The following is a 19951-nucleotide window of genomic DNA, read 5'->3' as shown; positions in this document are numbered from 1 at the left end:
GAGGTACAAATATGGGATTATTGAATGCACTGATCGATCAAGCCAAGAACCCGAGAGGATTCGTGGGGAATATCATGATCAAGATCATGAACCGGGCACATTCCAGCATAACAACGTGGGGGCTTAAAAAAATAGAAGTGATGAACAACGCACCTATTTTGGACATAGGCTGTGGTGGCGGTCAAACTATACATATGCTTGCAAAACATAATAAATATCAGGAAATCTACGGCATAGATTATTCTCAGCAAGCTGTGGAGACATCCAATCAAAAAAACAATAAGGCTGTTGCCGCAGGTAAGGTGAAGATTAGTCAGGGAGACGTATCGGCTTTACCGTTCAATGATGGATTTTTCGGGACGATCACGGCTATTCAGACGCATTATTTCTGGCCAGATCTTGAACAAAATATAAGTGAAGTGTTTAGGGTGCTGAAGACAGGCGGAACGTTTGTTATTATTTCTGAGGTCTATAAAATCAATTATCACATGAAACAATACACAAAAAACGAAGAGATAGATCAGTTATTTCGGAAAGTTGGCTTTCAAACGGTAAATATTCACGAGAACAACAAATGGAGATGTTATGCTGGAAAGAAATAAAGCGGCCGCACCGCCCTACAAAGGACGACACAGCCGCTTTAATTTCACCGTCTAATTAGCCGGATTGGTATTAAACGAACAACGAACGGGAAATGATTACGAGCAAGATAAAAAGTACCAAGATCGCTCCAGTCGAAGTGAAGGCTCCTCCATGAAATTCACCCATGTTAATTCCTCCTTACCATATGTCTTTGTTCTCAAGTGCTGCGGCGGGTGTCGCAGCTTTCTGAGATAATGACATCATATGCCAAAGTGGACTGGATGTACTGGTCTATGGCCTATTGCTCGTCAATATGGGCTTTTAAGATGCGAAGTCCTTTAGGAAGATGATTCTTAAGTTGGCCTGCACTTGCTTTGCCCCAACTTATCGGCAATCCATCTAAAGTTACAAGTGTCCATCCATGTAATTCCACCGGCACTGGTAAGCTTTCTCCCCGGAGCCAAGCATGTATTTCCAGCCCCCCACTACTGAGATCAAAACTACGTGTTACTTGTGTGTGCTGAATCGCCATCGCTAGGGCGTGAGCGGGTTCAATCCGATTTTTCTTCAAATGGGCAATATGTAGCCCGGCACGAGGAATACGCAAACCATCCAGCAGCCCAATATGGAGGTTGCCATTAAAGGATTCAGGCAGTAAATATAGGGATTCTCCGAACAGCAGAGGGACGCCTTGATATGAGAAACCAGGAAGCTCTAACGAAGCCCAGTCTTGGAATAACTGGTATGCATCGCGAACGGAAGAATTTATTTTTGGGTTGCTTTTGCTTCGACGCTTTTTGGTGCTGCGTTTGACGTCATCGTTAACGTCGTTTTCGGTAACACTGTGCTTACGTAGGAGTGCAACAAAGTGGCCTTCGCCTTTTTCTAAATGTGGCCAAAGGCGCTTGTGGGTAAGTAACTCCATATCGGGGTAACGATCCGTCAATCGGGCAATGATCTCCTCATTCTCTTGACGGTTAAAGGTGCAAGTAGAGTAGGCTAGAGTCCCCCCAGGCTTAAGCATAAGGTAGGCGTCTTGCAGGATGTCCCATTGTCTCGCCGCACACATAACCACATGGTCAGGAGACCACTCTTGAACGGCATTTGGATCTTTTCGAAACATGCCTTCTCCTGAGCAAGGAGCATCCAGCATAATTCGGTCAAAAGCAAGTGGAAAGCGCGAAGACAGCTGCTCTGGCGTTGCACAGGTTACGAGGGTATTCTTAATGCCTAAACGTTCTACGTTCTCTGCAAGAATTTTTGCGCGCTCTGGATGGATTTCATTAGAAATTAAGAGGCCTTGTCCTTGCATTAAACCAGCGATATGCGTAGTTTTACCCCCTGGAGCTGCTGCAAGGTCGAGGACGGTTTCACCGGGTTTAGGTGCCAGCAGTTCAGCTGCGGACATTGCGGAAGGCTCCTGAATATAATATAGTCCAGCAGCATGGTAAGGGTGCCTGCCTGGTCGAGCGGGCTCTTCATAATAATAACCATCAGGGCACCATGGGATAGGTTTCAGATCAAACTGTGAGACTGTGCGTTCTACTGCGACTTGACCTGAATCTGAGATACTTTTCAATGGATTAAAGCGAAGTCCCTGCGTTCGTGGAGCTGAATAACTTTCTAGAAAAGCATTTGCCTCTTGCCCCAGCATTTCTTGTATATATGCGGTGTAAGAGGCAGGCAGCTGTTCTTCCTTCATAGATCATTCTCCTTTTTCTTAGTTGCTGTTTCATGTTTATACCGATAAAATCAAGGTATGGGGAACGTAATCGTACCTGAAATTCTACATATACACAACTATATCATAATTGCCAAGTCTTACTGTACGTAAGGCAATTGTAAAGGGGATGTACCATATGAATTTGCTGCAAGCGCTCTTCTTCCCACCGGAGCAACCCGGTGGTGTATCGTCCATGATCCCTTATCTTCAGGAAAGGTTCCGTTCAAGCCGCTGGGAGATGGATTTGTTTTGGTTACCTAAGCGGATTCGCAACAAGGGACATGAAGAAGTCATATTCGAGACCTTTGATTGGACCCAGTTTGGGGAAAGTCAGATCGTTCAGAAATATATTCAGACCTACCGTGATTATCTATGGTGGACTAAACTACGAATGAGCAAGAGATATGATCTTATCCATTCCCATCATCCAATTGCTGGTTTAGCAATGAAAAAAGTATTTCCAAATACTCCGTTAATTCAAACCTTACATTCCAGTTATGAGCGAGAGCTGATTCTGAATGGAGCTATTTCTGAAGGTGGACTGGAACATCAGTTTCTAGTTTCGCTATACCGCGAACTTGAGCATGTTAGTGATCGGTTAATGACTGTGTCGCAAGCTTTTGCAGAGTATGTGGCGCCTTATATTCTAGATCCTTCTAATATAGGAGTAATACCGAATGGTTTTGATGAGAAAAGGTTTAAGCCAGTCCCGCATGACAACGCTGTACCACAGCTAGTGACTGTGACACGTCTAGTTCCAGCCAAAGGAATTGATACTTTACTCAAGGCCTGTGCTGAGCTTAAAAATCGCGGCCATGAATATGTACTGCATATTATTGGAGATGGACCTTCCCGTGCGGATTTGGAAAACATGGCTAAGCAATTAGGGATTTATAATGAAACGATTTTTTATGGATATACGCTCCATCCGGAAGAATTCATGCCTTTCTTTGATATTTTCGTGCTGCCTTCTCGAGCGGAGGCCTTCGGATCGGTGTTTGCAGAAGCAGCGCTTAGCTGCTTGGCTTTAGTTGGGACGAATGTAGGCGGGATACCGGAGCAGATTGAAGATGGTGTGAATGGCCTGCTCGTCAGTCCTGATGATGAGATTGCTCTTGCTGACGCTTTAGAGAAGGTGATATCTGATCCGGCTTATCGTTATGAGCTTTCTCGTTCAGCTTGGGATAAAGCGAAAAGCTTGTACTCGCTGACTCGTGTCGCTAATGAACTTAAAAAGACATACTTACAGTATCCCTCAGGAACGAAGGGGTGAGCAGCTATGATTCCATTTCGATTTCTACATGCTGCTGACTTACATCTGGATAGCCGTTTTGCTGGGCTGGCGCATATTTCGCCAGCCATTCGTTCTTATTTACGTGAGTCAACCTTCGCCGCCCTTGGGCGGCTTGTCCGCGTTGCCATCCAAGAGAATGTTGATTTTATCGTCATCAGTGGAGATGTATACGATGTTTCTGACGCTTCCTTACAGGGTCAACTGCGATTTCAGGAAGCACTCAAGGAACTGGGTCAGCAAGGAATACACGTGTTTCTGATCCATGGCAACCATGATCCACTTGACGGATTGCGTCTGACTACAGAAATGCCCAGCCATGTAACCGTGTTTGGAGGAGAGAAGCCAGATCTCGCTTCGGCTTACCGTCGCAAAGATGGTCAAGAAGTGGCTATTGTTAGTGGAATCTCCTATCCGACTGCGAAAGTTACGGACAACACTGCAGTAACCTTTTCTCGAAAGGCTGGCAGCCGTCTGTTTCATATTGCTATGCTGCATGGGAATGTAGACGGTGATTTACTGCACGAGACGTATTCTCCTTGCAGTCGTAGGGACCTTATCGAACGGGGTTTTGATTATTGGGCACTTGGACATATCCATAAACGTAGTGTATTGCATGAAAAACCGGCAATTATATACCCGGGCAATATACAAGGACGTAGCATTAAGGAAACCGGACCAAAGGGTTGTTATGTTGTGGATGTTGATGAGGCTGGAAGTGCTACGCCCCATTTTCATGAGCTTGATTATGTTCGCTGGCAGGTACGGGATCTGTCCATTGAGGGATTGAGTAATGAAGCAGAATGGATACAAAGGGTAGAGCAGGTGATTGACGATATCAGGGAGGAACTCCCGGAGCTGATGTCAGTGGTCAGATTTCGTCTGATCGGACGCGGGGACGTACATAAAGTATTAGCTGAAAAAGGAGCGGTAGAGGATCTGCTGTCTGAACTCCAGCGCCGTGAGGCGGTACGTGCTGAGCGTAAAGATTATAAGGGACTTGTCTGGGTGGAAGGATTCGCTGTAGAATCCGGGTTAGCTATTGACCGTGAACGGTTATTAGAGGAGGATAGCTTTCTTGGAGAAATGCTGCGAATTACAGAGCGTACGGAACATTCAGCAGAAGCGCTTGAAGAATTAATAAACAGTGCGCTTAAGCCGCTCATGGAGAATCAGGAGCTGCGACAGCTGCTCTCGGTTACAAGTCAAGAGGAGAAGCTAAGTTGGCTTCGTAGTGCAGCAGAACAGGGAATCACCATGCTCGGTGGAATGGAGGGTGCTCCAGAAGATGAGAATTGAACATTTGCAGATCCATGGCTTCGGACGTTTGCATAACCGAGAGATTGAACTATCGGAAGGAGTTACTATACTCTATGGACGTAATGAAGCAGGAAAAAGCACGACGTTACAGTTTATTCGCTCCATGCTGTTTGGAATTCCAAGTCGTGGTAACCCTACGGAGAGGTATGAACCTATGCAAGGCGGATTACATGGGGGAATACTGAAGGCACGTGATAGTAATGGTGCCCTGTGGACCATTCGTCGCCATACAACTGGTGGTGAGGGCTCAGGAAGAAATGAGAAACTGAACATCACGGTTAACCATCCGAATGGAACAACGCAAGAGCTAGGACAAGCTGAAATGGAGCGTCTTTTGCTTGGTGGTATCTCTCGGAGCATGTTCCATCAATTGTTCGCGGTCTCTCTCGATGAACTGCAGGAGCTTGCTGCGCTTCAATCAGAAGAGATGGGCAGCTTTCTCTTTCACGCGGGTATGGGCGGTGGTGGAACGATCATGCGTGCGGAACGCCGATTGGTACAGGAAGCTGAGAAGCTGTATAAACCTCGGGGCAAGCTACAGGAAGCTGCTAAAATCGTTCAGGCTATTGAGAAACTAGAGCGTCAGATGGCGGAGAGCCGCTCTTATCTTCCACGTTATAACGGTAATATAGCAGCATTAAAGGTTACGGAATCTGAGCTAGATCAACTGGAACAACAACGTAGGCTTACTGGAGACAAGCTCGTGATGCTTCGCAAAGCTCAGGATGTTCGTGAATTGTGGTTAAAATGGAGCGATGCGCAGCTCGAGCTGCAGGACCTGCCAGCGATTACAACCTTTCCTGAAGATGGAGCGATTCGCTATCAGGCACTTGAAGGTGAAATTCGGAATGCTCAGGGAGCAGTAACTCGTTATGAACGTCTGCAAAGTGAGCTTACGGCTGAGCTGGCGCAGAATCCGCCGAATGCGTTGTTAACAGCGCAAGGGCCTGCCCTGGAGCGGCTGGATCGCCATCGGAGCAGCTATGAAAACCTGCGAGCGGAAAGACAGCGGCTAGAAGGTGAATTGACCGCGCTGAATGAGCATTTGCAGCGAATTCTGCGAGGCATTGATGTCAGCTGGAGCGCGGCAGAGCTGACTGCATTTTCGGGTGCAGCGGCGGATCGTGAAGCTGCACGGAGGTTTGCGGCGGCGTTCGCAAGTTATGATCGCCGCATGGAAGCGGAGGGCGCAGCACGGCAGACGCTGCGTTCCCGCTTGGCTGCTGCCTCAGCTTCGCTGCAGGCAGCAGAACGGGCGCTGGCGCGTGAACACGCAACCGGCGCCGAATCTTTTGCGCAGCTGGCTCCGCGCAGCGCCCGAGAAGTGCTGCAGCTGTGGGACGAGCTGCAGCAGGCGGCCGAGCGCTGGCGCGAAGCGCAGCTCAGCGAAGGGCCGCAGCGCGGCCCCGGCGCCGGAAGTGACGGGCCTAGCGCGCAGCGCATGGCCGCGCTCTACCGGCGCCTGCTGTGGGCTGGGGCAGCACTAACCGTGCTGCTGCCCACAGCGCTGTGGCTGACCGGTGCTCCGCCGGTCAGTGCAGTGCTCGCGATCGGCCTGCTTGGCGCGGCCGATCTGGCCCTTTGGGCCGGCCTCAGCGGAGCGCGCCGGCCGGAAGTGTCCCCGCCAGGGCATGGCGGGGACGTGGGCACAGCCGCAGCCGAGATGCTGCGGCTGCGGGGGCAGCTGCTCTCCGGGGCGGAGCTGGAGAGCGCCATGCCGGGGCGGCGATCGGCCGCCCCGGGGTCCAGCCCTGACGCAGGCGGGCTGGAAGCCTCCATGAGGGAGCTTCGCAGGCTCATGGAGGCTTGGTCCGCTTGGCGGCAGCGCATTGAACGCTATGCCGCCGAGCGGGATGCCTGCCGCACGGAGCTGGAGACGCTGGCAGGCCAAGAGAAGCTGCTCGCGGAAGAAATGAGCCTAGCAGAGACGGCTTTTACGCAAACTGCTGAGCAATATGAAGAATGGCTGCGTGAGCGCAGATTGCCCGAAGGGTTGTCTCCGGAAGGGCTGCCGGATATCTTCGCTATGGTGGAGCAGGGGAACGAGCTGCTGCGCCAAGAGAATAAGCTCTCTTTACGTCTGAAAGAGCTGGAAGATGAGTGTCACGTGTTCGAGGAGGAGCTGCTTGCTCTCATTTATGAATCAGGTACTGATCCTTTAGACGAGTCTGGCGTAGCGGCAACTAGCTTTGATATGGATCCGCACGATGGACAGCGACGATCTGCACTAACTTTACTAAGCTGGCTGGAACTTCGAAAAAGAGCTTGGGATGAACTGAAAAAGGACCTGGTTCGCCGGGAAGGCATTCAGTCACGGTTACAAGAGCTTCTGGAAGAGCTTAAGGAGAGCCATAGGGTATTAGGTGAGTTAAGAGAACAGAGTGAACACCTGTTGCAAGAAGGCGGAGCAACAGGCGGGGAGGATTTCTTAAGGAGATCGGCTGCTGTACAGCGGCGTAGTGAGCTGAATAAATTCATTCGCCAGTGGGAGCTAGCCATGTTTGGAGGCTGGGAGGATGAGCGAGTTAACGCCTTGCAGTTATTATTAGATCATCATGATGCTTCAGCACTCCAGAAGGAACGTACGGCAGCTGAAGAGCTAGCTGAACGGGAAGAAGAACTGTGGAACACCCTGCTGGAGCAACGAGGGAAGCTGCTTCAGGAAAGGGAGTATTTGAAAGAGCGTTGTATGGAGGACTCTGTTATTCAGCAATTGGAAGAGCAGAGAGCTGCTCTGCGAATCGTGGCTGATAAGTATGCGGTAGCAGCATTAACTGCTGAATTAATCGGAAGAACCCGCCGTATTTATGAACAGGAGAAGCAACCGCAGGTACTTTTGCTTGCATCTGACTATTTCTCCAAGCTGACCGAAGGGGAATACAAAAGAGTAGTTATGACTCTAGGTCATAAAGAACTAAAAGCGGAACACAAAGATGCTGGACTGCTGGACAGCGGTCTGCTCAGCCGTGGGACGGCAGAACAGTTGTACCTTTCCATCCGCTTGGCACTTGCAGAGACGATGTCTCGGCAAGTATCGCTGCCACTGCTGTTCGATGATCTATTCGTCAATTTTGACGAGGCTCGTCTTCATGCTGCGCTTTCACTGCTTGGTGAACTGTCGGTCTCCCGCCAGATTGTGATGATGACCTGTCACAAGCATGTGGCGGAAGCGGCAGCACGAATCATTCCAACAGCAACAGTTATTTCCGTGTAACTGGTTTTATGGATACAAGGCTGTTCCCTTTTCCACTCGAACCCGATGAGGAATCGCTACGTGGTGGAGTAGACCATGGCGTACGTAGTAGCATGACAGCCCAGACCATCGACAAAGCTCCGAAGATCGGGTAGAACACGGAGAGTAGAGAGCTAAAGCCAAATTGGCTCAGTAAATAACAGACCAACATCAGAATCGGCGTAATCAATGCGGGTTTAACTGGAATTCGTTGTTTAAGCTGCATGGTGACACCATAAATGTCAGCGACAAAAGTGCTAAAGATCTCCAAAAAGATCAGCAACAAATATATAGTTTGTACTACAGTACCCAACCGGATGGCGATGTTGCCCATAGGGATTTCAAATTGGAGAATATCAGGCATCTGTGAGCTCATCGCGAAATGTGCGGCGATCAACATAAAGCCGATTCCGGCACCACCAATAATACCGCCCCAGACAAGAGATTTTTCTTCATCAGTATGCCGAGCCATGGGAACTAATACGGCTTGAGCCATACCTAGATTGAAGGCGGTGTAGAGCAGCGGCGACATCCAAGCGCCAAAGATTGTCCGATCCGTTTCTAGGAATAAGAACCGCTGAGCTCCTGGAATTTGAAAGGTATTAAAAATAATGATGAGTGACAGCGTAAGCATTAATGGGACGATCAGACTGTTCATTTGTAGAATACCGGAAATTCCCCGTTTAAGCAGAAAATAAGAACCAACCAGCGTGAGTATTAGCCCTGTTTGATAATGAAATCCAAGATGCTCTTGAAAAATAGCGCCTGCGCCTGCAAGCATAATACTGTTGACACCGATTAAGATGACCATCGTGAACAAACTGATGGTGCTTCCGACTTGGTCGCCGAAGAGGTGTCGGTTAAAGTCTTCATAAGACTCTGCTTCTATGCGCCGAGCGATGACCATCATTTTCGTACCCAGCCATATAAACAGTATAGTAGAGAGCAGGATGGTCAGGACTGCCCAGTGTCCGTAACGAGTGAAGAATTTTAATATTTCTTGTCCGGTGGCGAATCCGGCTCCTACAATGGTGCCAATGTAAGTGAATGCGATCTGTAATGTTCGGACATGTGATTTCATGGCTCCCCTCCTAATAGTTTTAAGAACAAAAGAAAAATCATAATGCGTGCTATGCAGGATTGCCTTGTGCACTCTGTATAGTACAGGTTATGATGAGGATCAGTAGGACATGACTTCCGTGATTCATTTGTACGGAACGTCTGCGATTATAAAGGGTATTGGAGGTTCAAAGTCATGGAAGTGTTGAAACAGCGGATTTTGGAGGAAGGTGTCGTCGTTTCGGATGAAGTGCTGAAGCTGGATGCACTGTTGAATCATCAGGTAGATCCGCAGCTTACGATGGAAATGGGACGGGAGTTTGCCGGGAGGTTTGCGGACTGCGGAATTACACGTATTGTGACCGTGGAATCCTCGGGCATTGCCGTGGCATTTGCCACCGCATATGAGTTAAAGGTGCCGTTAGTTTTTGCACGTCGCAAAAAAACACTGTTAGCAGATCCGGACGCACTTTGTGAAAGAGTTCCTTCTTTTACGAAAGGTATTGTAACCGACATTATGTTGTCTCGCCAATTCATCTCTCCAGAGGATAAAATCCTCTTTATCGATGATATTATTGCTAATGGTGATGCAGCACGTGGATTGATTAAGATCATCGAGCGCTCTGGCGCTGAGCTGGTAGGTCTTGGCGTTGTAGTGGAAAAAAGCTTTCAGGCAGGAGCCCGGACGATCAAAGAACAAGGCATCCGACTGGAGTCACTCGTAAGAATTACTTCTCTTAGTGGAGGCACCATTGAATTTGGGGAATAACCCGTTTTTGAGATAAGAACAGGCCTATTTTTCAAACAACTGCTTTTCACCCTATAGATTTTCCTTTATAATAAAATCAGACATAGGGAGGAGGCGTCACAATGGGGAAAGAACCGGTGACTGAGCAATTTTTTATTGATAAATTAACCGAGGCCAAGGATCACTTCGAGCGTGCGCTGGATTGCAAACACACGGAATTCGACGATCTGTATCCCTATATGATTGAACATCCTCAGTTTTTTTGGTACAAACGCTATGTAGCTTGGTCAGAACTTTTGACAATCAAAGGTTTATGTGAGGAACTTTCCTTCCCTTGGAGGGAGAAATTCACAACAAACCAAGTGGAGTATCTGGAGCAACGTGTGATGTCCGCTAAAGTTCTTGATTTCTGGTTCGAGAAGAATGAAGCGCTGATATAAGAATGCTTTAGTAGACATGCAATTGGTCAATTACTTATACGAGACCCAGATGATTTTTCATTTGGGTCTTTTTTCTGGATGAAAATAGGATAAGCTATACAGAGGGAGGAATTCATGATGATTAGCGATGAACAATTGGATGCATACCGAATTTCCGGCGAGAAAATTCGTGTGGTGCGGGACGGCATAGAAAGTAATGATGTAAAAGGGATTGTTCTGGCTTGGGATGATTCGCAGGTGATGATACGTCGTCAGAATAGACGAGTAGTAAAGCTAGATCGGAATTATTTATTCCAACCCTTCAGCGAACCAAGGAAAGAACCTGATAATATATAGTTTCCGCAGCAAAAACAGCTCCTTACCCAAATCGGGTGGGGAGCTGTTCTGCTTACATATAAGCCTCTGACGGATTAAATACTTAAAGCTAGCTGGGAGTCACTTTCTTCTCTGGAGAGTATGGAGAGCTCTGTGGACAGTCCGAGATACGCACGCATTCGCAGCATCATCTCTCTACGGAATCCTGGCCATAATATATTCATCTCACCTTGATATCCTCTACAGGAGTACAAGGCCTCGACTCCTCGTTGATCTTGGCGAACGGTTGTGATCTTCAGATCATGTGAGCTCAATTCACGCGTAACCTCTTGAAGCATTAGTGAGGTTTTCTTAGTGGCACCAGACAAGAGCTCCATATAAAGCTGAGGGGTCTTAAATAGACCACTCTTGCTGATTACACGGCAGTCACGCTCGAAAACTTTATGAATAAACGTTAGCAGCAAATAGCTTCTGACAAGGGACAGTTCTTCTTTAGTAACATCTTCATCAACAATGGATGTCTTCAACTTCGTAGTCGCCATTATAAATCACCTCATTTATATTATGCGAACTTTTGTTCTCATTATACCTTATATTCGGAATTAAAAGCAATAATTATCCATAAAATAATGATCGATAAGAAAAGCTGGAAAATATATTGACGCTTTAATCTCAGCATGGTATGATCTATCTTGTGACCGCAAGTTTGATATGTAGTCATTATGATGTGCGGTCGTGGCGGAATTGGCAGACGCGCACGGTTCAGGTCCGTGTGGTAGCAATATCGTGGAGGTTCGAGTCCTCTCGACCGCATCACAAGAAACTCCCTTGAGAAATCAAGGGAGTTTTTTTTGTGAATATAATTAATCGAAGGTAACTTTAGCATACTCGTATCTAGATCGATAAATATCGAATTAACCCTAATAGAGCGAAGGCGAGCAAAACTGTTCCAGCACCAATACCTGTAATTGCACTGTTTGCGACCTTAAGTTTTTTAGATATGAACAGTGATACGATAGAGATTGCAACCAGAAGTGCTGCTAAAAGGTATAAACTGAAATCGTTAAACACACTTTTTAAGTCAATAAAATGAATCCCTACTATAAAGGCAATCCAAGGAGCAACATAATCATTATACTTACATTTCATCAATATAGAAGCTCCAGCACCAGCCAACAATAATTCAATATAGACAGAAATTAGATAATTATCAAAAGAGGTCTTGTCATTTAATACGGAGGGAGCATCCCAGTTCGTCACACTTAAATAGACACCAATCAAGCAGACGAGAAGGGATACACCAGAAGCTATGCCAATATATTTTCGCCAGCTGGATCTGGGGTTTTCTTGTGCCCAACCAAACCAACTAAAACTAAACATACCGAATATAGAAGCATACATGGCGTAATCCCTCACATAATCCATACAATACCCCCTATAAATATTAACAATATTCCAGGCAGAGTCTTATACTGTAGACTTCCGAAGCATCCAGAACGATAAGAGTGCATACAAGACCGTCAAGGGCATACTCCACAAGGCAAGTTCAAATGCGGTATGGCTAGCCAACCAATTAAATACATCTACCCACCACTGATAATATGTCATTAACAATCCAGCGACACTGTACAGAATAAACATGACTGCCGCGAAAATGAATAGGCCGCTTCTACCAAATCTACGGAAGATGCTGGATATAACAAATCCCCAATAAAACATATGCAACAAGATCATGAAATAGATCCACAGCTGCTCTAGGACGGTACCATCATTCAAGTATGGTAGGTGAAAATAATGTAGCTGCACACCCCATCCAGATGTTAATTTGGTTTCTATAATAGATAGCAGGAACAGAAGTAGTGAGAAGCCGGCACTTGTTATAACGGCCATCAATGATGTGCCGAAGAAATAATCTATCCTCCGTAGGCTTAAGCCCAAGGCAAAGGGGAAAGTCTGTACTAAAATGATGATACCTATGACAAACATATAAATAAAGATTGAGACTAGGCCGCCGGTATACATTGGTTCTTGCAGGAAAAAAGCTATGACAAGATTAACCAAAAAGCTGGACAATAATATAATCCAAGGCATAAACAACCAAAACCATTTATCCTTATAGTGCATTTTTAATATCCCTGTCATTTGGTTCATTGCACTGCAACTCCCTTCTCTTGGGATTTTCTGTTTGTAAGATGAACAATTAACTGTTGTAAAGATATCGGGGAGATCTCCAGACCAAGCATCTCAGCACGTGATAGATCTGTTGAGTTTAAGCCAATAACAGTGGCAGAAAGTAATCCGCCAAAGGATTCACGTGAGATGATCTCTTTACCGGTGATTAAATCTTCGACCTTCGCAGCCGCACCGATAACTTTAGCAGCCCGCCCGCGAAGAGCTTCAGCATCCTCATTGATAATCAGCTTACCGTTGTCGATAACAATGACATGCTCTAATAGCTGGCTTACCTCGTCAATTAAGTGTGTAGACAAGACAACTGTTCGCGGATATTCTGAATAATCCTCAATTAGTCGATCGTAAAACAGGCTTCTTGCTACAGCATCGAGACCTAAATAAGGTTCGTCAAAAATAGTCAGCGGAGCGCGGCTCGCCAGGCCTACTACAATGCCCACCGCCGAGAGCATTCCTCTGGACAGCTTCTTTATTCTTCTTTTTAAGGGGAGATTAAAGTCCTTGATTAAGGAGTGGGCGTAGTCCCGATCAAAGTTAGGGAAGAATAACTCGGATACCTCTAGAACATCGATAATACGGTACGTATCCGGATACTTTTGGCTTTCCTTAATAAAGCAAATCTGATTGAGTACGCGGTTATTCTCGTAGGGATGTTCCCCGAACACCTTTAAATCACCGCTTGTAGCAAATAACTGTGCTGTAATCATGTGCATGATCGTTGTTTTTCCTGCACCATTTCTGCCAAGCAGGCCATAGATTTTATTCTTTTCTAAAGAAAAACTAATGTCTTGGATGACGGTTACCTTTCCGTACGACTTGGTCAGTCCCTTGATCTCAACGACTTCATTCATGACCGATTATCTCCCCTCTGAATCATCTTCGTTAATTGATCCAACGTAATTCCTAATTTCTCTGCTTCACGGATCATAGTTACAACATATTGCTCATAAAATTGCTCTTTTCTCTTCTCCATCAATACTGTGCGCGCTCCAGAAGCTACAAACATGCCGATACCTCGCTTTTTGTATAAAATTCCTTGGTCGACAAGCAAATTCACACCTTTCGCAGCCGTCGCCGGATTGATCTGGTAAAAAACAGCAAATTGATTTGTTGAAGGAACCTGTGATTCCTCCAAGAGTGTTTCTTCGATGATGTCATTTTCTATGCGTTCGGCGATCTGCATAAATATCGGTCGAGTATCATCCATTAAGCTTCCCATGTATTCACCGCCATGTTCATTGGTTAGTTAGTTATGTAATTAACCATATATGCAACAGACCTATTTGTCAATCATTACTATGTGGATTTTTTGATCCTTTGAGCCCAAATGCAGTGAATTGGCGTATCAGCATAAATAAAAAGGCAGTTCGGATTCACACCGAACTGCCTTTTATTTTAGTTGGATGTCTGCTATGATTTTGTCCTATTAGAAAACAAGAGAAGGGTGAAACTATGAATGAATATGGTCCGGATTTATTTAAAGGTACGGCAGTGTACTATTCAAAATATCGACCGCAGTATCCTTCATCCCTTATTCGGTTCTTAATTCAGAAGTTTTCGCTTAACGGAGAAGGCCGTCTGCTTGATTTAGGGTGTGGTACGGGTCAGCTGGGACTAAGATTTAGTGATTGGTTTGAAGAAATGATAGGTGTAGACACGGAAAGTAGAATGTTGGAAGAGGCTAATCGTCTATCAAAAATCCATAGGGTTGATAACGTTAGTTGGATGCTTGGTAGAGCAGAAGAGTTGCAGAACGTCTGGGGTTCCTTCCGTCTTACCATCCTAGCCAAAGCGTTTCACTGGATGGATAGATCGTCTATTCTTGAAATCCTATACCACAGTTCGGACAATAATGGCGGTCTAGCAATTATTGATACTTTTAATGTAGGGCAAGAGCCATTATCTTGGCAGCTTAAGGTAAATGAAGTAGTGAAACGCTGGTTAGGTAACGAAAGAATCGCAGGAGACAGCATCTATACTCATCCTAAAGAAAGACATGAGGATATTGTTGCGCGATCTAGCTTTAAGAATGTGGAAAGAATGATTTTACCGAGTTATTCAGTGACATGGACGGTGGATTCTATTCTTGGAAATTTGTATTCCACATCCTATGCTTCAAAGCGCTTATTTGGAGATCAGTTGGAACGATTTGAAGCGGATTTGAAATCTTCTTTATTAGAAATTGAACCTATGGGTAAATTTACTGAAGTGTTATCAGTTTCTGTTATCACAGCTTTAAAGAAGGAAGCAAAATCACAATAAAAATCTTGCATTGATCTCACCAGAGCCCGCTGTGTTAGGGGGGAGTTTCAGAGAGAATGTGTTCTTTTTTAGTATGGATTTCACTTGCTTAGGAGTTAGTGAGGGATTTCTCTGCAGCAATTGAGCAATGACACCAGAGACTATAGGTGTTGAGACACTGGTACCGGACAGCACAAAGTAATTTTTAGCGATTCGCAAGTAAGGAAGCTCGCGATCTAGCTTGGAATGAGGCGCACGAAGAGAGATAATGGTTTCGCCAGGGGCTACGAGGTCTGGTTTCTTTCGCCCTCCCGGTGCAGGTCCGCGGCTTGAATACGAGGTAATCCGGTCGTCCTTTTGTGTGAGCGTGCGACGGTCATCCACTGCACCTACGGTAATTGCAGAAGGACTAATACCAGGAGATTCTATCGTCCTGCGTCCAGGGCCGCTATTTCCAGCTGCTATCACAACAGTGAGTCCAGCCTTTATTGCTTTTTCTACGGCTTGGCACAACGGGTCGTCAGAACAAGGTGAATTTACCGTACCCCCTAATGACATCGAAAGGATACGTAGTTTTAGTCGCTTTCGATTCGCAATACACCACTCAATTCCTTTAATGATCGTGGAGTCATATCCGTCACCATTTTTATCAAGTACTTTAACACCAACGATCCCTGCCTTTGGAGCAGGGCTTTTGTATTTTCCTTTACTCATCCATCCGTTGCCTGCCGCGTCCCCTGCAATATGAGTCCCATGGCCGTTATCGTCGTAGGGAAGTTTTCTGTGATTGATAAAATCTTTAAAAGCTACGATACGGTTACAGGGCTGAATCAGATCAGGGTGCCTATACACTCCTGTGTCAAGAATGGCAATGTTGATTCCTTTTCCCGTAAGTCCCTGTTTCTTTTGGACGGATGAAGAACTGATGGATGGTGTCGCTATATAAAGTGATGTTTTTTTAATTCCGTCTACATAGATTTTATCGATTCCATGCCAACTGCACATCTGTTTCAGACAGTTCATTGAAACTCGTGATGATACAGAATTTAGTATGGGGAGATGATGTTTGATAGGAAAGTCGTGTGATTCTAGATGTTTTTGTAATGACTTCAGCTGTGCTGGGGTCATTTTTTGTTTGAATTTGATAATGATAGGAATTTTAGCGGATGTACCGCGACGGACTTGGGAGTGTTGAATTCTTTTTCTTAGCGCCGTATGGATTCTTGAACTATTTTGCTCTAGCCACAATTGTCGGCTCATTTATTAATGGATCACCTCACAAGTGCATTATATGCACCACTGATCCAGTGGGTACGAATCTATGAATCTAGGAATAAAGTACATTTCTAGAATAGTAGGTAAAAGTGAGGTCAAGCATTCCAAATCTTGCATTTACTATCGTATCCTAAAAAGAAAGTGGTGAAGGAAAATGGCAATGATTAAGAAGCCAGTCAATAAGCAAGCCGTTATGGCGGCCAAAGCCCTCGCGGCAAAAAGAGTGAAAGCAGCTGCAACCCGGAAGAAACGGAGAATCAGACAGACATTGGACAGATTTATTGTTCTCGCTATTGGTACAAATGCAACTGGAACACCTAAAGACACTACAGGGTGGACCGCTTCATTATTGAGAACTGGAAATCCAGCTATAGTTGCTGATTTCGATGAATTTGGTGTAGCTAGATTCCCAACAGTTAGCACACTAACAACGGTGCCGTATCTTCTCACATTAAGAGATGAGAACGGAAATGCTATAAAAAGCTTTAATGTACCGTCAGATCGAGAATTCTATGTAGCTAGGTTCTAAATTTGGACTAGCTTAGTTATACTCAAGTTAACAACAGCACGTGTCGATCCTATATCGCCGCGTGCTGTTTTATTTGTCTTATTTTAGATCATGCAGATTTTAACCATACTTGAATCTCATAAACCCACTGAAACATTCCGGTGAAAATGACTGTCTGGATGACAAATGGAATCTCCGTATTATATTCGGCTTTAGCATATGCAGCGATATTCTGCATCGTTTCCATTATCTGCTCCTCCGAGCAATAACCATAGAGATAAATTCCTTTAGGTAATATTGAAATACAGCCGGCCTGTTCAGGGTACTTCTCACAAACTACAAAAAAGACAGATGGATTCTCGCTAGGCTCCAAAGTAGTCAAAATATTGTGAATATGGCTTCACCGATTTTTAATATTATTTCCTGTATAGGGATCTTAATTGCCATTGGAGGAATCACATTAACCGCTATTAGTCTGGGAGAGCAGAACAAGGGGAAAGCCAACCACTACTTCAATAATGCTTTTTACACACTGCTCATGATAGCCGTAGTTATTTTCATAATGGTAGTTTTTTTTCCTCATGTACTGGCTAGAATAGTTGGAGAAAATTCAGTGCTTTTTCCTATGGTTGGTAATTTACTGAGTGTAGTCTTGAATATCATCTTGGATTTGATTTTTCTCTGCGTTTTCGATATGGGGATTACCGGTGCTGCTTTGGCATCCGATTTTGGCGATTTTACGGTATGTCTTGTTGATGGGGAATTTTTTTATCCTTCCTTTAATGTTAGGTAACATCGGCCTTTGGCTTTCCTTTGTAGTGGCAGAGATAATCTGTGTCGTGGTAAGCTATGTTTGTTTGAGGAAGACAATGCAAAAGTGGAGTATCAACTAGTCAACAGCAGAATAATAGAGGAGTTTTGAAGTGAAAAAGTGGTACAAACTTGATAACGCAGCAAAACTATTTCCATCCGTTACAAACACAAAAAACACTTCCGTTTATCGGATCTCAGCTGTTCTGACAAATCCTGTAGATGTGGATGCGTTACAGCAAGCCGCTGATACGGTATTCGACAGATTTCCGATGTTCACTGTGAAGCTTCGCAGGGGTGTGTTTTGGAATTATTTAGAGTCTAGCACGGATAAAATTGTGATCGCTGAGGATCAGCAGTATCCTTGTCGCAACATTGATCCAACTACAAACAATGGATATTTATTTAAGGTTTTATACTACAAAAATAGAGTCTCTGTTGAAGTGTTCCATGCGCTTACGGATGGTAATGGGGCTGTCGAGTTTTTAAAATCACTGCTGTACTATTATCTAATGTATATGGGACATGAAATTGACACTGAGGACCGGATTTTACTCGCTGATTCAGGAGTGGATATCCATGATATGGAGGATGCTTTTCGCAGATACTACAAGGATTGTTATGTTGAATCGGTTAGAAACAGCCGAGCGTACCACATTAAAGGTACAGCTTTCGAACAGTTCGGAAATAACGTGGTACACGGGGTCGTAAGTGCCTCCCAATTGAATGCCCTCGCTAAGCAAAAAGGTAGTACGATCACTGCTTATTTATCTGCATTACTGAGTTATTCTATTTATCAAACAAGAATCAAATATAGCAAAAGTAACGCTCCCGTGGTTATCGCAGTGCCTGTCAATTTGCGCAAAGCATTCCCTTCACGTACTCTTCGTAACTTCTTTGGCGTAGTTAATCTTGGCGCGCGAATCACGGAAGATACCACACTGGATGAATTAATTTTTAGAATGAATGAGATGCTGAAGTATAAGACGGGGAAAGAAAATTTGCAAAATATCATTTACAATAATGTGGCGCTTGAACGGAACAAAGCTACGTTGTTTGTCCCGTTATTTTTGAAGAACTGGTTCGTGAATTTAGGGTTTCATATGCTTGGGGAAAGTAAAAGAACACTGACCTTGTCCAATATCGGCAATATTATGTTGCCACAGCAAATGTACAAGCACGTAGAGCTAATCGAGGCATTAGTCTATCCATCCAATAAAAGCCCTATGAACTGTGGGATCAGCTCAGTCAATGATAAGCTGGTGATCACGTTTACCAGAAATATAGTGGAATCCGATATATTGCAATATTTCTTTTCGACCTTAGCGGGTGAGGCCGGACTTGAAGTTAAAATCTACTCAAACGATTGGGGGATTAGCGAATGACCAAATGTATTCGTTGCAACGTGACGGTTGATAATCAACATTATCGTTGTCCACTATGCTCCAAGCCAATTAAGATCAGGGGAGAGAGCACGACAGAATACCCGTCCTATAAAGAGATCTATCAGGAAACCAAACCATTTACGGTAGCTAAATTGTTCCTCTTTTTGACTATATCTGCGATCGTGCTTTCGATTACAATTAATGCGTTGACCTATCATATCAATCCGAGAATATGGTCAATTATCGTAAGTACAGGTCTTATCTATGCGTGGATCGTTGTTAAAGACACCATTTTATCTAATAAACATATTGGCAGGAAAATTTTATATCACTATGTCATGTTGTCCATTTTCCTTTTGGTGATCGATATATTCGTTGGTTTTAGGGGATGGTCTACCAACTATGCAATCCCACTGTTTGGAGTGGCAGCTACATTTATTATGACTGTGCTCGCAATTGTTCAAAAATCATTATGGCGTCATGATATAGGCTATATTTTAGCGATGTTCTTTATTAATTTATGTCCTATGCTTCTGTTTGTATTTAATTTGTCTCATGTCATTTGGACCAGTGTTTTCTCTATCGTATACTCACTCCTAACCATTATTGGAATGATAATTTTTTCTGACCGGAAATTTATAAGCGAAATCAGAAGAAGATTCCATTATTAATAATCGAGATAGATTTATTCCAATCTATAATTAAATATTTAGGTTTATTATGCATATTAACCACATCCTTTGGATGTGGTTTTTTTGTGGATTTAAGAAAGTGAAGGGTTCATACGACACCAGATTCCTATTTTTCTACAAGAAAGGTTGTCCTTTTTAAT

22 protein-coding genes and 1 tRNA gene are annotated in these 19951 nt (G+C 44.6%); 13 read left to right on the top strand and 10 right to left on the bottom strand.

The annotated features are described in order from the left end of the window. The first annotated feature begins 11 nt into the window (after window positions 1–11). Window positions 12–602: a class I SAM-dependent methyltransferase gene (locus tag MKX35_RS23925; protein WP_076283139.1), complete on the top strand. Its 591-nt coding sequence runs from the start codon at window positions 12–14 to the stop codon at window positions 600–602. Window positions 603–672: 70 nt separating this feature from the next. Here MKX35_RS23925 and MKX35_RS23920 read toward each other — a convergent pair whose 3' ends face one another. Together MKX35_RS23920 and MKX35_RS23915 are read right to left on the bottom strand one after the other, a co-directional pair. After that, window positions 673–768 (bottom strand): sporulation protein YjcZ, encoded by a 96-nt coding sequence (locus MKX35_RS23920; protein ID WP_197069771.1) that lies wholly within the window; start codon window positions 766–768, stop codon window positions 673–675. Between the two features lie 112 nt (window positions 769–880). Then, complete coding sequence (locus MKX35_RS23915; protein WP_076283138.1) at window positions 881–2284, bottom strand: RsmB/NOP family class I SAM-dependent RNA methyltransferase; 1404 nt, start codon at window positions 2282–2284, stop codon at window positions 881–883. A gap of 157 nt (window positions 2285–2441) precedes the next feature. Here MKX35_RS23915 and MKX35_RS23910 point away from each other — a divergent pair, with 157 nt between their 5' ends. Genes MKX35_RS23910 through MKX35_RS23900 form a run of 3 tightly spaced genes read left to right on the top strand, consistent with a single transcriptional unit; the run spans window position 2442 to window position 8130 of the window. Further along, entirely contained in the window at window positions 2442–3578 is a 1137-nt protein-coding gene (locus tag MKX35_RS23910; protein ID WP_076283137.1) for a glycosyltransferase family 4 protein, read from the top strand. Between the two features lie 6 nt (window positions 3579–3584). Continuing rightward, window positions 3585–4895, top strand: coding sequence for a metallophosphoesterase family protein (locus MKX35_RS23905; RefSeq protein ID WP_076283136.1), 1311 nt, complete (start codon window positions 3585–3587; stop codon window positions 4893–4895). After that, window positions 4885–8130 (top strand): AAA family ATPase, encoded by a 3246-nt coding sequence (locus tag MKX35_RS23900; protein ID WP_076298525.1) that lies wholly within the window; start codon window positions 4885–4887, stop codon window positions 8128–8130. The genes MKX35_RS23905 and MKX35_RS23900 overlap by 11 nt, the downstream gene beginning before the upstream one ends. Here MKX35_RS23900 and MKX35_RS23895 read toward each other — a convergent pair. Beyond that, a complete protein-coding gene (locus MKX35_RS23895; RefSeq protein ID WP_042186895.1) occupies window positions 8117–9229 on the bottom strand; it encodes a YkvI family membrane protein in 1113 nt (370 codons plus the stop codon). The genes MKX35_RS23900 and MKX35_RS23895 overlap by 14 nt on opposite strands. Window positions 9230–9403: 174 nt before the next feature. Between MKX35_RS23895 and MKX35_RS23890 the strand changes: the two genes are divergently transcribed. From MKX35_RS23890 to MKX35_RS23880, 3 genes are all read left to right on the top strand, one after another. Beyond that, window positions 9404–9976, top strand: a complete 573-nt coding sequence (locus MKX35_RS23890) for a xanthine phosphoribosyltransferase (RefSeq protein WP_076283133.1) — start codon at window positions 9404–9406, stop codon at window positions 9974–9976. Window positions 9977–10077: 101 nt separating this feature from the next. Further along, complete coding sequence (locus MKX35_RS23885) at window positions 10078–10395, top strand: hypothetical protein (protein WP_036689410.1); 318 nt, start codon at window positions 10078–10080, stop codon at window positions 10393–10395. A gap of 117 nt (window positions 10396–10512) precedes the next feature. Further along, on the top strand, window positions 10513–10731 hold the full coding sequence (locus MKX35_RS23880) for a hypothetical protein (RefSeq protein WP_042186900.1): 219 nt from the start codon (window positions 10513–10515) through the stop codon (window positions 10729–10731). Window positions 10732–10805: 74 nt separating this feature from the next. Here the strand turns inward: MKX35_RS23880 and MKX35_RS23875 are convergent, their stop codons facing one another. After that, complete coding sequence (locus MKX35_RS23875) at window positions 10806–11252, bottom strand: hypothetical protein (RefSeq protein WP_042186902.1); 447 nt, start codon at window positions 11250–11252, stop codon at window positions 10806–10808. A gap of 187 nt (window positions 11253–11439) precedes the next feature. On the opposite strand from MKX35_RS23875, the gene MKX35_RS23870 reads away from it, so the two are divergent. Further along, window positions 11440–11523, top strand: a tRNA-Leu gene (locus MKX35_RS23870). A gap of 81 nt (window positions 11524–11604) precedes the next feature. Here MKX35_RS23870 and MKX35_RS23865 read toward each other — a convergent pair. The 4 genes from MKX35_RS23865 to MKX35_RS23850 are packed head-to-tail and all read right to left on the bottom strand — an operon-like array spanning window position 11605 to window position 14119. Then, complete coding sequence (locus tag MKX35_RS23865; protein ID WP_076298524.1) at window positions 11605–12135, bottom strand: hypothetical protein; 531 nt, start codon at window positions 12133–12135, stop codon at window positions 11605–11607. Between the two features lie 42 nt (window positions 12136–12177). Next, window positions 12178–12861: a hypothetical protein gene (locus MKX35_RS23860; protein WP_042186907.1), complete on the bottom strand. Its 684-nt coding sequence runs from the start codon at window positions 12859–12861 to the stop codon at window positions 12178–12180. Further along, a complete protein-coding gene (locus MKX35_RS23855; protein WP_076283131.1) occupies window positions 12858–13751 on the bottom strand; it encodes an ABC transporter ATP-binding protein in 894 nt (297 codons plus the stop codon). The genes MKX35_RS23860 and MKX35_RS23855 overlap by 4 nt, the downstream gene beginning before the upstream one ends. After that, window positions 13748–14119: a GntR family transcriptional regulator gene (locus MKX35_RS23850; protein WP_042186911.1), complete on the bottom strand. Its 372-nt coding sequence runs from the start codon at window positions 14117–14119 to the stop codon at window positions 13748–13750. Before MKX35_RS23850 ends, MKX35_RS23855 begins: the two co-directional genes overlap by 4 nt. A 233-nt stretch (window positions 14120–14352) precedes the next feature. Between MKX35_RS23850 and MKX35_RS23845 the strand changes: the two genes are divergently transcribed. Continuing rightward, on the top strand, window positions 14353–15162 hold the full coding sequence (locus tag MKX35_RS23845; RefSeq protein WP_076298523.1) for a methyltransferase domain-containing protein: 810 nt from the start codon (window positions 14353–14355) through the stop codon (window positions 15160–15162). On the opposite strand, the gene MKX35_RS23840 is transcribed toward MKX35_RS23845, so the two are convergent. After that, complete coding sequence (locus MKX35_RS23840; protein ID WP_179086651.1) at window positions 15154–16164, bottom strand: S8 family peptidase; 1011 nt, start codon at window positions 16162–16164, stop codon at window positions 15154–15156. The two genes, MKX35_RS23845 and MKX35_RS23840, sit on opposite strands and share 9 nt — an antisense overlap. 406 nt (window positions 16165–16570) lie before the next feature. On the opposite strand from MKX35_RS23840, the gene MKX35_RS23835 reads away from it, so the two are divergent. Beyond that, on the top strand, window positions 16571–16945 hold the full coding sequence (locus MKX35_RS23835; RefSeq protein WP_076298521.1) for a hypothetical protein: 375 nt from the start codon (window positions 16571–16573) through the stop codon (window positions 16943–16945). 88 nt (window positions 16946–17033) lie between these two features. On the opposite strand, the gene MKX35_RS23830 is transcribed toward MKX35_RS23835, so the two are convergent. Beyond that, the gene (locus tag MKX35_RS23830; RefSeq protein WP_179085713.1) at window positions 17034–17171 is read right to left on the bottom strand and encodes a hypothetical protein; all 138 of its coding nucleotides are present in this window, start codon (window positions 17169–17171) and stop codon (window positions 17034–17036) included. 147 nt (window positions 17172–17318) lie between these two features. Between MKX35_RS23830 and MKX35_RS23825 the strand changes: the two genes are divergently transcribed. From MKX35_RS23825 to MKX35_RS23815, 3 genes are all read left to right on the top strand, one after another. After that, complete coding sequence (locus MKX35_RS23825) at window positions 17319–17717, top strand: MATE family efflux transporter (protein ID WP_143759315.1); 399 nt, start codon at window positions 17319–17321, stop codon at window positions 17715–17717. A 130-nt stretch (window positions 17718–17847) separates the two neighbouring features. Further along, window positions 17848–19119, top strand: coding sequence for a hypothetical protein (locus tag MKX35_RS23820; protein ID WP_042186921.1), 1272 nt, complete (start codon window positions 17848–17850; stop codon window positions 19117–19119). Further along, window positions 19116–19790, top strand: a complete 675-nt coding sequence (locus MKX35_RS23815) for a DUF6320 domain-containing protein (RefSeq protein WP_076298519.1) — start codon at window positions 19116–19118, stop codon at window positions 19788–19790. Before MKX35_RS23820 ends, MKX35_RS23815 begins: the two co-directional genes overlap by 4 nt. Window positions 19791–19951 lie beyond the last annotated feature (161 nt).

Source organism: Paenibacillus sp. FSL R5-0923 (assembly GCF_038009145.1).
GTDB lineage: Bacteria > Bacillota > Bacilli > Paenibacillales > Paenibacillaceae > Paenibacillus_AQ.
Note: the sequence above shows the minus strand (reverse complement) of the source record. Positions and strands in the feature narration are given on the sequence as shown.